Below are 12,669 nucleotides of genomic sequence, written 5' to 3'. Positions count from 1 at the left end.
CCCGGCACAAGGGAGGGAGTGCCGAAGAAAGAGGAAACTATTCCGGCAGCGTTCCGGCCAGCGCGTCTTCAATAAATACATCGCGCCAATAAGTGAGCCAATGCTCCACCTTCGCCACCCGCATATTCAGCGCATTCACCTCGCGCAACGTCTCATCCGCCAAGGCGCAGGCGGCGGCGTAATCGCGCGGCGGGCGCAACGGCAGCAGCGGCGGCCGCCAGCCCTGCACCTGCGGCAGGCTGCCGGAAATTGCCGCATCGTAAGTGCGCAACACTTGCAGAAAGAACTGCGGTGAAATCCAGGCGGCGTAGGCGTACACCAATTCTTTGCAAGCGAAAGTGCCGTGTTGTTTGCCGCCGTGAATGGATTGGATAACCTGTTGATTTTGTTTCAAGGCCGTAATCTCGGCCTTGGCTGCTTCCTTATTTAATTCTTCAATAATTTCAGAAGTTTGTTTCAATGCCAGCCAATAACTAGGGCGGTGGCGCTTTTCGCCGCCGCTGGCTTTATGCAGGTCGTTCAGGCAATACAAATCGCCGTGACGGCGAATCACTCGGTTGGCAATCACAATTTGGGTATTCATGGGTATCTCCGGTTAGGCGGCCAGTTCCGGCCAAATCTGTGCGTAATCGTGCGGGCGCAGTTCTTTCCGAGTAACCGCCCCATCTGTTTTTTGCTCAATAGCCACACACCAATGCGCGGGCACTGGGCGCGTACCTTTAGCCCAACGGGTCAAATCCGGCTGATGGCAGCCAAGCAAACGGGAAAACGCGTTTACCGTCATTTGTCGTGCTTCCAAAAATTCTGTAATTGTCATCGCCATTCCTTTATCAATAGCAATATGCTAGCAATTTGCTATTTACAAGTCAATAGCAAATTGCATATTTTATTCATATAGCGTTTTGCTATGATTTAGGGAAAAGGAGTGTGCAGCATGAAATCGATTGAAGAAATCCGCAGAGAACGCTTGAATATGCTGGTACAGGAATACGGCTCTCAAGCGGAGCTGGCGCGGAAAATTGATAAGAGCCCAACCCAAATATGGCAATGGATTAACGGTACGCCCAGCGTAACCGGTACGCCGCGCTCTTTGCGGAACACTACTGCCCGCGAAATTGAAAAACGAGTGAACAAGCCGACAGGTTGGCTTGATCGTCCGCTTGGCGAAATAGAAGAGGAAGAGCCTACAGCAGGGGATAGCATCACATTCCGCCATAAAGAAATTCTGGTATCTTGTGGCGAAGGCGTGGTAAATGCAGATTTCCCCGAAGTTATCAGAACACTAGAAATTCCAACCAATCAAGTAATAAAGCTGTTCGGACGGCATGATGTGGAACATTTAGATATTGTTGGCATCAGCGGCGATTCAATGGAGCCAACCCTGCCGCAAAAAGGGCTAGCATTTGTCGATACACACATCAACTATTTTGACGGCGACGGCATTTACGCCTTTTATTATCGGGATGGCTGTTATATGAAACGGCTGCAGAAGCTGCCCGGCAAAATGATTGCTAAATCTGACAACCCACTATACGACCCATTTGAAATCAATCCTGAGCATGAAGGGGAATTTGTCATTATCTCTAAATTTGTAGCAGTTTTACCATTAGAAATCATAAGTCTGTAATCAAAATATAAAGAATCCCGCAATCTACCACGGATTGCGGGATTTTTTTATCAAAATAATTATCTTATATATCAATAAAATAGCAAAAATATGCAAAAATAGTGCATTTTGCTATTTACTTAATCTATAGCAATTTGCTAATATGTGCTCCAACAAATCAACAACACATGGAGCAAATCAAATGCCATCCGTCACCAACTCACCCGCGAAGCCCAGCAAGGCATCCGAGCTGCTGGCCAGGCTACTAACCACCGCCCCGTTGCACATCGAAATAGATGTGCAGCCCGCCGGAATAGTCAGCCTGAATATTCGCAGCCGAGAAATCGTATTAGGGCCGAGCGACACCCTAAAAATAGTCAAACAGCTACTTACCGCGCTGGAAATCGACAACGAACCCACCAAGGGGAACCCATGAAAACCTACCCCATCATGCTGCCCTGCTACGGCGGAGAAGACGTACAAGCCGCCACCCTGACCGAATACCAAGACGGCGGCTGCGTTATCGAAACCGGCAGCACCATCACCACCGGCAACAAAGCCGCCGCCCTCGACGTCATCAAACGCCGCTGGCCATCCGCCTACATCGCCGAGGCCGTGCGCATCGAGCTGGAAAACCCGCCGGCGGCCGCACCAACAACCCACTGGGGCAGCCTGCTAGACCTCGCCATCGAAGTGCAGTCCAGCCACTGCCTCGATGTGGACGTACGCTACAACGCCGGGCGATGCGAGCTCACCCTTGAGGCACTCTGGCCGCGCTACCCGGAAGACGGCAACCACAACTACAGCTGCCACGTAATCTGCTGCAACGACTTTACCGAGCACACCCGGCCGGCCGTTATCGAAAACGCCAAAGAATGGCTTGACGGCCTAATCAAGCAATACGGCAATCCCGCCGCCTAACCCTCTCATATGGAGATCATCATGAACCAAGATAAAAAAATCATTCCCGCCACCAAGATGCTGCGCGCCATCAACAGCGGCCTGCTCGACACCGAACTGGGCGAAGCCATCAGCACCGCCGTAGCCGCCTGTTTGTCGCACGGCAAACGCGCCACGGTCACGCTCAAGCTGACGATTGACTCGCAAAACATCAAAGACGGCACCGTGCGCATCAGCCACGACATCGCCAGCAAGCTGCCGAAAGAAAAACGTGAGGGCAGCATCGTATTTGCCACCCCCGAAGGCAACCTCACCACCGAAGACCCCGCCCAGGCCAAGCTCGACCTGCAGGGCACGGGCGAATCCAAAGTAATCAAACTCACCGGCACCAAATAAGTGCCATTTACCAACCCACCTAAAACAGGAAATCCGACTATGGAAAACCAAAACAACATCATCCGCACCGCACTGGACGCGGCACAAAAACCCTTTATCGCCGCCATGCCGGACGGCACGCCGGTGGTATTTACCCCGGGCGAAAACGGCGGTTGGCACTACGATACCTACAGCGGCTGCCGTGCCGAACCTGCCCGCAAAAAAGGCTTCGCCACCGCCCACGACCTAGACAGCCTGATCGCCTACGTCAAAAAACACCAAACAGCAGGTACGGAAATCTATATCGACGCTGATTTCCTGCGTGGCGACATCGGCATCCGCGCTGTGCTCAACGGCGACACCGCCGAAGCCGGCGGCTTTAAGGATTTTGGCATCGACTACCAACCGGTATTCACGCCGGCCGCCAGCGAGTGGAAACGCTACAACGGCGAAAAACTGAACCAAATCCAGTTTGCCGGCGTACTCACCAACAACGCACGCGACATCGTGAGCTCCAACCCGGATGACCCGGAAGCCAAATACCCCACCGGCTCCGAAGTGTTGGACTTTGCCTTAAACCTCGAATACACCGAGAAAACTACCTTTAAGCAAGGCTACCGCGAGCAAGACGGCCGCATGAATTTTGTGTTCCAGAGCGAGGACGCCGGCAAAACCGACACCACCCTCAAAGCCTTTGAAAAATTCGGCGTGGCCTTTACCCCGTTTTTGGGCGGCAAAACCTACTTTGTCGAGGCGCTGCTCAAATTCCGCGTCGACAAAAACAACGGCGGCCTGATCCTATGGTACGAGCTGCAACAGCTGCACCGCGTAATGGAGCTGGCCACCCAAGACATCGCCAAAGCCCTGCGCGAAGCCCTGCCCGAACTGCCGATTTATAACGGCAAGCCGACCTAAACCTTCCCGCCGCCTGATTCAGGCGGCATCGGGCAGGCGGTTGCCGCCAACAACGGCGGAGCGGTCTTTCCTTTAACCGCACATCACAGCCGCCTGCCCCATGCCGAGGAGCGAGAAATGAACGAAACTACCGTACAACTTACCCTTATCACTTTAGCCTTTATCACGCAGGCCATCGTGCTGTTTCAGGCCGCCTGCATCCTATTTTAATCATGTGGTGGCACCCATGCCCCAGCCGCAGGTGGGCAAACGGCGGCAGCAGGTCACGGAAAAAGCAAAGACCGCCTTTCGACGCACCACAATGGAGCCGGAGACCTGCACCAAACCATTTTCAGGCTACCTGAAAAGAGAGACCGAATTATGAAACCCATCATCTTCAAACTGATTTTCGCCACCATCGCCGCAACCGCGCTGGCAGCCGTGCCCAATATCGACGCGCACGATCCCTATTTGCAGCCCGCCGCGCAAAACACTGCCAGCGAGCCCACCAGCGCCGAAATCATCGCCGCAAAAGACCTGCAGGCCGAAGCCGCCGCCGCAGCGGCGGCCAAACAGTACGAAGAAATGACCGACTACGAAATCATGCGCGGCGTGGTGTACGAGCCCGCAGGAGAGCAGCCATGACCACCAAAGCAGGTTTGTCCGCACAGCGAAAAGTGGCGGAATTGCTATCAGATGGAAATTGGTACAGCATTGCCAGCATCGCCAAAAGCACCGGCTTAGGCGCGGAAGCCATTGATGTTTTATACCGAATGGAACAAATCGGCGCGGTCGAGTGCGAAATCATCGGCGGGCGCTCAAGATACCGCGATGCCGCACAAGCAGGCAGCCTGAAACCGCAACCGCGCAAAAAGCCCGGGCCCAAACCCAAAACCAAACCCGAACCAGCACGGCAACCAGTACCGCAGCCGGAACCGCCGCCGCAGGCCGTGCAAGCAGAACCACCCACCCGCGCCGCCGAGCTACTAAGTGAAGGCGACACCGTGGCCGTACCGTTTTTACCCATCAAAGCCAACGCTGGCGAACAGCCAATCAGCGAGCGCACCCTGAAAATCGGCGGATTTTCCGACGGCAGTTTTACCATCAGCCACCGCCACGGCATCCGCAGCGAACTCACGCTCACCCGCGAAGAGGCGCAGCAGGTGGTGGCATTTATCCAGCGCTTTATCCATATGGAGGCAGTATGAATCTGCGCTATCTCTACAACAACCACGAAAACACCGTAACCATCCAAGCCGAGCTCATGGGCTACCTGCCTGCCGAAAACGCCCCACACAGCTGGAGCAACCGCCAGCCACGCCCTGGCGAAATCGAGGTGGTGTCAGAAAAAACCTTTAAACAGAGCGATACCGAGCAAATCCAAGCCTACGTTGAGAGCCTCTACGCCGCTGATGCCGACATCCGCGCCAAAGCGCAACACCGCCTGCCGGTAGCCCGCACAATACAGTATCGCTACCGTGGCGAATGATGATGGATAAAACCTGCCTAACCTGCCGCCACTGGCAAACCGCCAAGCCCGACCGCCACGGCGAACAAAAGCCCACCGCCATGCTGCGCCACAAACTCGCCCCCTGCGCACTCGGAAAAGAATACAACTCACTCCCCTACAAAACCCCGGCTTGCAACAAATACCAAGCCATCAGCCCCGCCGCCTTGCAGCGACGGGAAGAAAAAATCGCCGAAATCCAAAACACGCCCTACAGATAACGAGACAAAAGATGAATCCCACCCTCGACACCGGCTTTATGCTCGCCCTGCGCTACCGCGCCCCGGTTATCTCCCTCGAAACCGCCTGCGCCGACTTTATGCCGCACCTGAGCATAGAGGTAGCCCGCCGCCGCGCCAAAGTGCAAACCCTGCCCTTCCCGGTTTTCCAGGCGGACAAATCCCAAAAAACAACTTTTTTTGTAAACGTTTCCGACCTCGCCGCCTGGCTGGAATCCAGCCGCGAACAGGCCGCCGAAACATGGATGAAAATGCACAATATGGAGACTGAAAAATGAAAATCGCCCGAGCCACCCCCGAAGATATTAATGCTTTATGCGACCTAGCATTTGCCGTAGATGCCATCACCGCAGGCAGCATCCCGCCCGCCGAAGACGGCGAAGATGACGAATGGGAATACATCGGCGCAGGCAACCTCCTCAACATCCTGCACGACGACACCCCCGCATCCCTGCAAAAAGAATCCCTCGACATTTGCCGCCGTTGCCTGCTCCGTCTGCTCGAGATTGCGGAGAGCGCCCATATCATCCGCGCCGCCGGCAACCTCGAAGCCGTATTTTTGCCGAGCAACCGCATAATCGACCTCGAAGCCGACACACTCGAAACCCACCCCAGCATAGACCAAGGCTGGGCCGATACCGCCCGGCTGGACTGGCTTGCCGACCCGGAAAATACCATCGGCAAAGTTATGTTGCCGGGTTGGTGCTCCGGTGAATATGACAGCCTGCGCGATGCCATCGACGCCATCATAAACTCACCAACCTACCTAGAGCGTAAATACGGAAAAACCAAATCAGGCAGACTATTTGTCATCTTCGAAGAGATTTTTAACAACAAAGAAAAGGCAGTAGCAAGCAAAGACGCGATGCGAAGCCTGATCACTGGGCAACCGATAAACAAGGAGCAACCATGACCAAGCAATTTAAATTCGGCGATATTGTGTGGTTTAATCCGGCAAAGCAAATGGGTATAGTCGTTGAAATCAATGAAGAAAGAATGAAGGTTGATTTTTTCTTGGATGACGAGGATGGGTACGCCCCGAAATCTTTTTGGGATTGTTTCGAACTGATCCGTGCCGCCGACAACCACCCCGACACCGAGCGCCTAGACTGGCTGGCCGCACAAGACGACATCATCATTACCCTTGGCAACGCCATCAACCTCAAACTGCCCGACCTGCGCACCGCCACCGATGCAGCCATGCAGTCACAAGCAGCGGAAGCAGAGGCTACCTGAAATGCGCTACGGCAGCCTGTGCAGCGGAATCGAAGCCGCATCCGTGGCGTGGGAGCCGCTCGGCTGGCAGCCCGCATGGTTTGCCGAAATCGAGCCGTTTCCCAGTGCCGTTTTAAAACACCACTGGCCGCACATCCCCAATCGCGGCGACATGTCCAAATTTAAAGAGTGGCCGAATGACCCAATTGACCTTCTTGTCGGCGGAACCCCATGCCAGTCCTTCAGCGTTGCCGGATTGCGAAAAGGACTGGCAGATCCGCGTGGCAACCTCATGCTTACCTATCTTGCCATTGCTAACCGATATCGCCCCGAGTGGCTGGTATGGGAAAACGTCCCCGGCGTTTTGTCGTCAAATCGAGGGCGCGATTTTTCCTCCTTCCTCAACGGGTTGGCGGAACTCGGGTATGGGTTCGCCTACCGCGTTCTTGACGCTCGATACTTCGGAGTCCCGCAGCGGCGCCGCCGCGTCTTCGTTGTCAGCCATATTGGAGGCTGGCAACGTGCCGCAGCGGTATTATTTGAGCGCGAGAGCCTGCAAGGGCATCTTGGACAGAGCGGAACGCCGCAAGAAAACCCTGCCGCCTTTATTGAAGGCAGCTTTGGCGCGTATCGCCAATCCGACAGCGCCGGAACACTGAAAGCGAGCGGCGGTGCCCTAGCTGGCGGCAGTGAAACCCTGCTGATGGTGCACGGCCAGCAAGACCCCCGCACACCCGATCAGGCGTTTGCGCTCGACTGCCAAGGCAGCAGCAACACCAACGTTGTTTGCATTGCAGGAAACATCATCAACAGGCAGCACCACAACGGCGGAAACGGCGTAGGTGCAGACGACAGCGGCATCTGCTACACCCTAACCGCCACCGACCGCCACGCCGTATCCGATGGCGCGCAGGTGCGCCGCCTCACTCCCCACGAGTGCGAGCGCCTGCAGGGCTTTCCCGCCGGGCACACGCAAATACCTTGGCGTGGCAAACCAGCCGCCGACTGCCCGGACGGGCCGCGTTATAAAGCCATCGGCAACAGTATGGCCGTGCCGGTGATGCGCTGGATAGGCGAGTGTATCGAGCAGGTATCTAGTATCAAAGAGTAATAAAAACAGGCTGCACTTCGCAGCCTGTTTGCATATCAATTCACACACAAAAAATCACTTAATCAATGCACCATATTTGCACCATTAAAAAACAATAATATATATTATTTTGATAAATATATATTATTTTTATATATAGATGCAATCCAGCATCGGAGCAACAGATAAACGGCGGGCGGGTAGGGTTTGGCAAACGGGCATGATGGGCAGGGGATAAAGAAAAAGCCTAAACGGGATGTTTAGGCTTTTTAAAATTTGGTGGGTCGTGAGCGATTCGAACGCTCGACCAACGGATTAAAAGTCCGCTGCTCTACCGACTGAGCTAACGACCCTTTGGCTCCCCGAGCTGGGCTCGAACCAGCGACCTGCGGATTAACAGTCCGTCGCTCTACCGACTGAGCTATCGGGGAAAGGAAGCGCGCATTGTAGAGATGAAGCGGGAAATTGTCAATAAAAATTTTGCAGTAGGCGGTAAAAAAACAAGGAAAATCTAATTGATTGAAATAAAAGATGGATTCTTGGAGGAAAGTGGTTGACTTTAGGCTTATAATTTGTTCTGCAACAATTTTAGACTGTTTCATCCGGATGGTCGGCAGATGATGCCGACTGCACGCTAACTTTATAATTTGGAGAAAAAAAGAGATGCTTACCAAACCCCACTATGCCAAGGCCGAAACCATTGAAGAATTGGCCGCCAATTTTGCCGAGATTGAAAACAGAATCCGTGCCGCCTGCCACCGCGCGGGCAGGCCGGAGCAGTCGGTGCGGCTGCTGCCGGTAACCAAAACGGTGGACGAGCGGCGGCTGCGCATGGCGTACGAACTGGGCTACCGCCATTTCGGCGAAAATAAGGTACAGGAGGCGTGGGGCAAGGCGGAGGCGATGGCGGATTTGCCGATAGAATGGTCGGTAATCGGCCATCTGCAAACCAACAAAATCAAATACGTTGCCCGCTTTGCCGCCGAGTTTCAGGCTTTGGACAGCCTGCGGGTGGCCGAGCAGCTCGACAACCGCCTGCAGCAGGAAGGGCGGGAGTTGGACGTGCTGGTTCAGGTAAACACGTCGGGCGAGGAAAGCAAATACGGCTTGCCGCCGCAGGAAGTGGTGCCGTTTGTGCAGCAGCTGGTGCCGTTCACGCGCCTGAAAATCAAAGGGTTAATGACTCTTGCCCTGCTTTCCAGCGAACGCGGCAAGGTGCGCGACTGCTTCGTGCTGCTGCGCACCTTGCGGGACGAACTGCGCCGCAACCTGCCGGCAGGAATGAGCATGGACGAATTGTCGATGGGCATGTCGGGCGATTTTGAGATTGCGATTGAGGAGGGGGCAACTATTGTGCGGGTGGGGCAGGCGATTTTCGGCGCACGGGCTTTGCCGGACAGCCATTATTGGCCGGAAGGGGAAAGGCCGGACTAACCCCGGGGGACTTGGTATCGAGGGTGGATTTATCTGCCAAAACAGGCTACCTGAAAACTTCCGGTTACACGGAAAGGTTTTCAGCCAGCTTTTTTGCCTTTGCCTTCTTTATGTGCCAAACCACAAATGCAGCGGGGCGAGCAGCTCTAAAACAAGGCGGGCGAACAGGGGGCTGTTAATCGGCTCGTCTTCATCACGGCCATATACTTGGGCGACTTCAGGGTCTTGGTTTTGGCCGGAGTAGTCACGGCTGTCGCGGTATTTACTGCGGGCAGCTTTGAGGGCTGCTTCAGGTAGCCCTTGGGCGGCGAGGTTTTCGGCGGTGCAGGCTTTGGCAGTGGCAAGGCTGGTGCGGGGAAAGAAGGGTAGCGGTTGTTTTTGGCCGAGCAAGTAGTAGTCGAACCAGCGGGCAAGTTGCTCGGCAGCTTCCGTTTGCGACAGCGGAGGCAGGGTTTGCGGGCTGTCGAGGGAGACGAGGTGGGTGGCTTGCGCTTTGGGGTAAACGGCGCAATACACCAGGTGTTGCAGCCACAGCCTAATTTCGGCGGGGGCTTTGAGTTCGGCGGCGCGGTAGAAGATTTGGCCGTGTTGGTGCAGGTGGGTGAGACTACCGACGAGAGTGTGGCCGCCGTGCTCGAAACGGAAGGGAAAATCGGGCTCGCGCGGGCTGGCGAGCAGTTCGGAATCGAGCTGCTTGGCGGCGGTGCGCTCGGGCTCTTGCAGGATTTCGCCGAGCAGGCCGGCGGGTAGGAGACTGTCGGCCTGCAGCTTGGCTTCGGTTTGGGCGAAGTCTTCGCAGTGGCGGCGGGCGTCGAGGTAGCGCTGTTTCACTTCGTCGGAGTGCTCGATGGCGTAGGGCTCGGCGGAATCGGCGGGGCGGTCGGCATAGGGGCGTTGCCATTGCAGGGTGTGGCGTAACCAATAGCGCACGGGGTTGCTCCAGAAGTTTAGGAAACTGTCGAGCGATACGGCGGGCTCGGCTGCGGCTTCAGGCAGGGTATCGCTGATAAAGGGTGCAGCTTCGGCGGCTGGCTGATTGAGGGCTTGGGCGTAGTCTTGGCGGAGGCCGGATAGGCTACCTGAAAGCCCGTTTTCGCTGAGGCCGGCTGAACTTTCTCCATCCTGTTGTGGGGCAAAGTAGCGGGTGGAAAAGGCTTGCAGGGGATGTTGGCGCACATGGGCGGCGGCGAAATCGGCGCTGCTCTGGTCGGCCATTTGTGCCAGCGTGTCGATGAGCTCGCTCAGCAGCGGCGAGGGGGCTTGGGCTTCGTCTTTGAGATGGTCGCGGCCGATGTAGGACAGATAGAGGTGGCTGCGGGTGCTGAGCAGGGATTCGAGGAACAGGTAGCGGTCGTCGTCGCGGCGGGAACGGTCGCCGGATTGGGGGTGGCGGGCGATGAGGTCGAAGGAGGGGGCGGGGGTTTGGCGCGGGTATTTGCCGTCGTTCAGGCCGAGCAGGCACACGGTGTCGAACGGCAGGCTGCGCATAGGCACCATGCTGCAGAAGGTGATGCCGCCGCGCAAAAAGGCGGCTTCACTGCTTTGGCCGAAGAAGCGGCGCAGGTGCTGGCAGGCGGTGTCGGGCGGCAGGGCTGCGGCATAGCCCGCCAGCGCGGCTTCTTCCTGCCAGGTGGCCAAGGCCTGACTGATTTGCTGCCAGGCGGCTTGGTCGGCTTCGGCAGGGGTATCGCCCGCGGCATCGGCCAAAAGGGCGCGGAAACGTTCGATCCAGCCTTCGATGGACGCGAGGCTTTGCCAGCGGCGGTGGTGCTCGCGCAGTTTGCCCAGCAGCACAAACCAGGCGGCTTGGGCAGGCTGGCGGGCCAAATCGGCCGGCCAAGGATGCACACCCTGCCACAGCGTATCTTCGCCCTCGGGCAGCAGCCAGCCCAGCACGCTGCGTTCGGCGGCCTGCTGCCAAGTGAAGGCCTTGCCGCTGCCGCCGTAGTCGGCGCGCATTTCGGCATCCGCGCCCCAATGCACGTTGAGCTCGGCCACGCTGCGGCGCAGGAATTCGGCATCGGTTTCGTCAATCTGCCAATGACGGCGCACCGCTTGGGCATCGATCAGGGGCAGCAGGCGTTCGGTTTCGAAGCGGCTTTGCATCAGGGCGATGAGCTGTTCGGCCAGCAGCATTAAAGGCTGGCTGCGGCTGAGGCGCACGTCGGCCACGGAATACGGCAGGGCGCGGCTGCCGGGCGCGGCTTCGCCGAACACGGCGTGGATGAAGGGCAGGTAGTCTTCCACGGCGGGGGTGAGCACGGCGATGTGGTGCGGCTGCAGCTCGGGCCTGTCTGCCAAACGGCGCAACAGGTGTTCTTTGAGGATTTGCAGCTCGCGCAGGGGGCTGTGGGCGGCTTGGATCACGATGCTGCCGTCCATCTGCGCGCTGCCTTTTTCAGGTAGCCTCAACAGCTGGATATCAGCCTGCAGGCGTTGCAGCAGGCTGGGCGATTCGGGGGGCACGGGGAAGAGTTCCACCTGCTCCATAGGCCGTGTGCTCACGGCCAGGCGGTCGAAAAAGTCGCGCCCCTGTTTGCCCAGTGAGGAGAGCAGCGGGTGGCCGGCTTCTTCGGCTGCGGGTTCGGCCTGCGCGGCCAGCCGTTTCGGGCTTTGGATGTCGCCCCAATATTGCTGGCTGGGATTAACCGCAAACAGGTGCACATCGGTGTGCTCGGCCAAGGCCTGCAACAAATCCAGATACACCGGCGCCAGCGTGGAAATGCCGAACGCCAAATAACGCTGCGGCAGGCGCGCCGGATTCAGCGCGGCCAGCAGTTGTTCGTGTTGCGCGGCGCGGTGGGCGGCGGGGGTGTCGGCGGCGAGCGTGCGCCACAACGTGGCCTGCCAGGCTTCGTCTGCGCCCAAGCCGTTGAGCTTGCCCTGCTCCCATTGCGCGAGCCAGTGCGGGCGGTACACCAAGTATTGGTCGAACACGTCCGCCAGCCGCCCCGCCAAATGATAAGCCGCCGCCGTGCTGCTTTTCAGGTAGCCCTGCAATACTGCGGGCAGGGCCGAATCAGCACTTTCCAGCAGCGGCAGCAGCCGCCAGCGCAACACTTCCGGCGCAAACGGGTTCAGGCGCGGCGCATCCGGCAGGAAGCGGCGCGTGAGCTGCCAGCTTAGTGCCGCCGGCAGGCTGAAATTCAAATTGGCCGCAATGCCGCTGCGCTCGGCCAAATAGTGGTTGAGATAACGGCGCATCCCCTGGCTCTGCACCACGATTTCTTCCGGTGCAAACACCGCTTCCGGCGGCGCAGTCTGCATCAACGCAACGGTGGTTTCAGCAAGGAATTCTAGGCGGTTGGAAGAATAAAGATGGAGCATGGCGCGTGAGGGGCAAGGAAGTAAGAAAGAATCGGCATTATATAGCGAACAACCGGGTTTGGCGGCACGGCAGAAGGCTACC

Annotated in this window: 17 protein-coding genes and 2 tRNA genes; 14 read left to right on the top strand and 5 right to left on the bottom strand. The window is 57.1% G+C overall.

What is annotated here, in order from left to right; translation table 11 throughout:
* Nucleotides 1-37: 37 nt before the first annotated feature.
* Together A7P96_RS00540 and A7P96_RS00535 are read right to left on the bottom strand one after the other, a co-directional pair.
* Nucleotides 38-583, bottom strand: a complete 546-nt coding sequence (locus tag A7P96_RS00540; RefSeq protein WP_067523937.1) for a KilA-N domain-containing protein — start codon at nt 581-583, stop codon at nt 38-40.
* A 12-nt stretch (nt 584-595) separates the two neighbouring features.
* Nucleotides 596-817 (bottom strand): YdaS family helix-turn-helix protein, encoded by a 222-nt coding sequence (locus A7P96_RS00535; protein WP_067442251.1) that lies wholly within the window; start codon nt 815-817, stop codon nt 596-598.
* 117 nt (nt 818-934) lie between these two features.
* Here A7P96_RS00535 and A7P96_RS00530 point away from each other — a divergent pair, with 117 nt between their 5' ends.
* The 13 genes from A7P96_RS00530 (at nt 935) to A7P96_RS00470 (ending at nt 7,847) form a co-directional block, all read left to right on the top strand.
* Nucleotides 935-1,627 (top strand): S24 family peptidase, encoded by a 693-nt coding sequence (locus A7P96_RS00530; RefSeq protein ID WP_067442253.1) that lies wholly within the window; start codon nt 935-937, stop codon nt 1,625-1,627.
* A 181-nt stretch (nt 1,628-1,808) separates the two neighbouring features.
* Nucleotides 1,809-2,042 (top strand): hypothetical protein, encoded by a 234-nt coding sequence (locus A7P96_RS00525; RefSeq protein WP_067442255.1) that lies wholly within the window; start codon nt 1,809-1,811, stop codon nt 2,040-2,042.
* Nucleotides 2,039-2,527, top strand: coding sequence for a hypothetical protein (locus A7P96_RS00520; protein ID WP_067523936.1), 489 nt, complete (start codon nt 2,039-2,041; stop codon nt 2,525-2,527). Before A7P96_RS00525 ends, A7P96_RS00520 begins: the two co-directional genes overlap by 4 nt.
* 21 nt (nt 2,528-2,548) lie before the next feature.
* Complete coding sequence (locus tag A7P96_RS00515; protein ID WP_067523958.1) at nt 2,549-2,902, top strand: hypothetical protein; 354 nt, start codon at nt 2,549-2,551, stop codon at nt 2,900-2,902.
* Between the two features lie 39 nt (nt 2,903-2,941).
* Nucleotides 2,942-3,796, top strand: coding sequence for a DUF2303 family protein (locus A7P96_RS00510; protein ID WP_067523934.1), 855 nt, complete (start codon nt 2,942-2,944; stop codon nt 3,794-3,796).
* A 360-nt stretch (nt 3,797-4,156) separates the two neighbouring features.
* On the top strand, nt 4,157-4,420 hold the full coding sequence (locus A7P96_RS00505) for a hypothetical protein (protein WP_067442262.1): 264 nt from the start codon (nt 4,157-4,159) through the stop codon (nt 4,418-4,420).
* The gene (locus tag A7P96_RS00500) at nt 4,417-4,983 is read left to right on the top strand and encodes a hypothetical protein (protein WP_067523933.1); all 567 of its coding nucleotides are present in this window, start codon (nt 4,417-4,419) and stop codon (nt 4,981-4,983) included. Before A7P96_RS00505 ends, A7P96_RS00500 begins: the two co-directional genes overlap by 4 nt.
* Entirely contained in the window at nt 4,980-5,264 is a 285-nt protein-coding gene (locus A7P96_RS00495; RefSeq protein ID WP_067442266.1) for a hypothetical protein, read from the top strand. Before A7P96_RS00500 ends, A7P96_RS00495 begins: the two co-directional genes overlap by 4 nt.
* Nucleotides 5,261-5,503 (top strand): hypothetical protein, encoded by a 243-nt coding sequence (locus A7P96_RS00490; RefSeq protein WP_156496210.1) that lies wholly within the window; start codon nt 5,261-5,263, stop codon nt 5,501-5,503. The genes A7P96_RS00495 and A7P96_RS00490 overlap by 4 nt, the downstream gene beginning before the upstream one ends.
* 11 nt (nt 5,504-5,514) lie before the next feature.
* Complete coding sequence (locus tag A7P96_RS00485) at nt 5,515-5,799, top strand: pyocin activator PrtN family protein (protein ID WP_067523929.1); 285 nt, start codon at nt 5,515-5,517, stop codon at nt 5,797-5,799.
* Nucleotides 5,796-6,434: a hypothetical protein gene (locus A7P96_RS00480; RefSeq protein ID WP_067523927.1), complete on the top strand. Its 639-nt coding sequence runs from the start codon at nt 5,796-5,798 to the stop codon at nt 6,432-6,434. The genes A7P96_RS00485 and A7P96_RS00480 overlap by 4 nt, the downstream gene beginning before the upstream one ends.
* The gene (locus tag A7P96_RS00475) at nt 6,431-6,757 is read left to right on the top strand and encodes a hypothetical protein (protein WP_067523926.1); all 327 of its coding nucleotides are present in this window, start codon (nt 6,431-6,433) and stop codon (nt 6,755-6,757) included. Before A7P96_RS00480 ends, A7P96_RS00475 begins: the two co-directional genes overlap by 4 nt.
* A gap of 1 nt (nt 6,758) precedes the next feature.
* Nucleotides 6,759-7,847: a DNA cytosine methyltransferase gene (locus tag A7P96_RS00470; RefSeq protein ID WP_067523924.1), complete on the top strand. Its 1,089-nt coding sequence runs from the start codon at nt 6,759-6,761 to the stop codon at nt 7,845-7,847.
* A gap of 256 nt (nt 7,848-8,103) precedes the next feature.
* On the opposite strand, the gene A7P96_RS00465 is transcribed toward A7P96_RS00470, so the two are convergent.
* Nucleotides 8,104-8,179, bottom strand: a tRNA-Lys gene (locus tag A7P96_RS00465).
* A 2-nt stretch (nt 8,180-8,181) separates the two neighbouring features.
* Nucleotides 8,182-8,257 (bottom strand) — tRNA-Asn (locus A7P96_RS00460).
* 232 nt (nt 8,258-8,489) lie between these two features.
* Between A7P96_RS00460 and A7P96_RS00455 the strand changes: the two genes are divergently transcribed.
* Nucleotides 8,490-9,260: a YggS family pyridoxal phosphate-dependent enzyme gene (locus A7P96_RS00455; protein WP_067523923.1), complete on the top strand. Its 771-nt coding sequence runs from the start codon at nt 8,490-8,492 to the stop codon at nt 9,258-9,260.
* A gap of 108 nt (nt 9,261-9,368) precedes the next feature.
* On the opposite strand, the gene recC is transcribed toward A7P96_RS00455, so the two are convergent.
* Complete coding sequence (recC, locus tag A7P96_RS00450) at nt 9,369-12,587, bottom strand: exodeoxyribonuclease V subunit gamma (RefSeq protein ID WP_067523921.1); 3,219 nt, start codon at nt 12,585-12,587, stop codon at nt 9,369-9,371.
* Nucleotides 12,588-12,669: the final 82 nt, after the last annotated feature.

This window comes from Eikenella sp. NML03-A-027, from assembly GCF_001648395.1.
Lineage (GTDB): Bacteria > Pseudomonadota > Gammaproteobacteria > Burkholderiales > Neisseriaceae > Eikenella > Eikenella exigua.
This window is presented reverse-complemented; position numbering and strand designations above follow the sequence as displayed.

Bases quoted from the DNA above. Each gene is read 5' to 3' on its own strand.
- A7P96_RS00470 (WP_067523924.1), top strand. From the start codon at position 6,759: ATGCGCTACGGCAGCCTGTGCAGCGGAATCGAAGCCGCATCCGTGGCG.
- A7P96_RS00490 (WP_156496210.1), top strand. From the start codon at position 5,261: ATGATGATGGATAAAACCTGCCTAACCTGCCGCCACTGGCAAACCGCC.
- A7P96_RS00475 (WP_067523926.1), top strand. From the start codon at position 6,431: ATGACCAAGCAATTTAAATTCGGCGATATTGTGTGGTTTAATCCGGCA.
- A7P96_RS00485 (WP_067523929.1), top strand. From the start codon at position 5,515: ATGAATCCCACCCTCGACACCGGCTTTATGCTCGCCCTGCGCTACCGC.
- A7P96_RS00520 (WP_067523936.1), top strand. From the start codon at position 2,039: ATGAAAACCTACCCCATCATGCTGCCCTGCTACGGCGGAGAAGACGTA.
- A7P96_RS00495 (WP_067442266.1), top strand. From the start codon at position 4,980: ATGAATCTGCGCTATCTCTACAACAACCACGAAAACACCGTAACCATC.
- A7P96_RS00505 (WP_067442262.1), top strand. From the start codon at position 4,157: ATGAAACCCATCATCTTCAAACTGATTTTCGCCACCATCGCCGCAACC.
- A7P96_RS00530 (WP_067442253.1), top strand. From the start codon at position 935: ATGAAATCGATTGAAGAAATCCGCAGAGAACGCTTGAATATGCTGGTA.
- recC (WP_067523921.1), bottom strand. From the start codon at position 12,587: ATGCTCCATCTTTATTCTTCCAACCGCCTAGAATTCCTTGCTGAAACC.
- A7P96_RS00510 (WP_067523934.1), top strand. From the start codon at position 2,942: ATGGAAAACCAAAACAACATCATCCGCACCGCACTGGACGCGGCACAA.
- A7P96_RS00540 (WP_067523937.1), bottom strand. From the start codon at position 583: ATGAATACCCAAATTGTGATTGCCAACCGAGTGATTCGCCGTCACGGC.
- A7P96_RS00500 (WP_067523933.1), top strand. From the start codon at position 4,417: ATGACCACCAAAGCAGGTTTGTCCGCACAGCGAAAAGTGGCGGAATTG.
- A7P96_RS00455 (WP_067523923.1), top strand. From the start codon at position 8,490: ATGCTTACCAAACCCCACTATGCCAAGGCCGAAACCATTGAAGAATTG.
- A7P96_RS00515 (WP_067523958.1), top strand. From the start codon at position 2,549: ATGAACCAAGATAAAAAAATCATTCCCGCCACCAAGATGCTGCGCGCC.
- A7P96_RS00480 (WP_067523927.1), top strand. From the start codon at position 5,796: ATGAAAATCGCCCGAGCCACCCCCGAAGATATTAATGCTTTATGCGAC.
- A7P96_RS00535 (WP_067442251.1), bottom strand. From the start codon at position 817: ATGACAATTACAGAATTTTTGGAAGCACGACAAATGACGGTAAACGCG.
- A7P96_RS00525 (WP_067442255.1), top strand. From the start codon at position 1,809: ATGCCATCCGTCACCAACTCACCCGCGAAGCCCAGCAAGGCATCCGAG.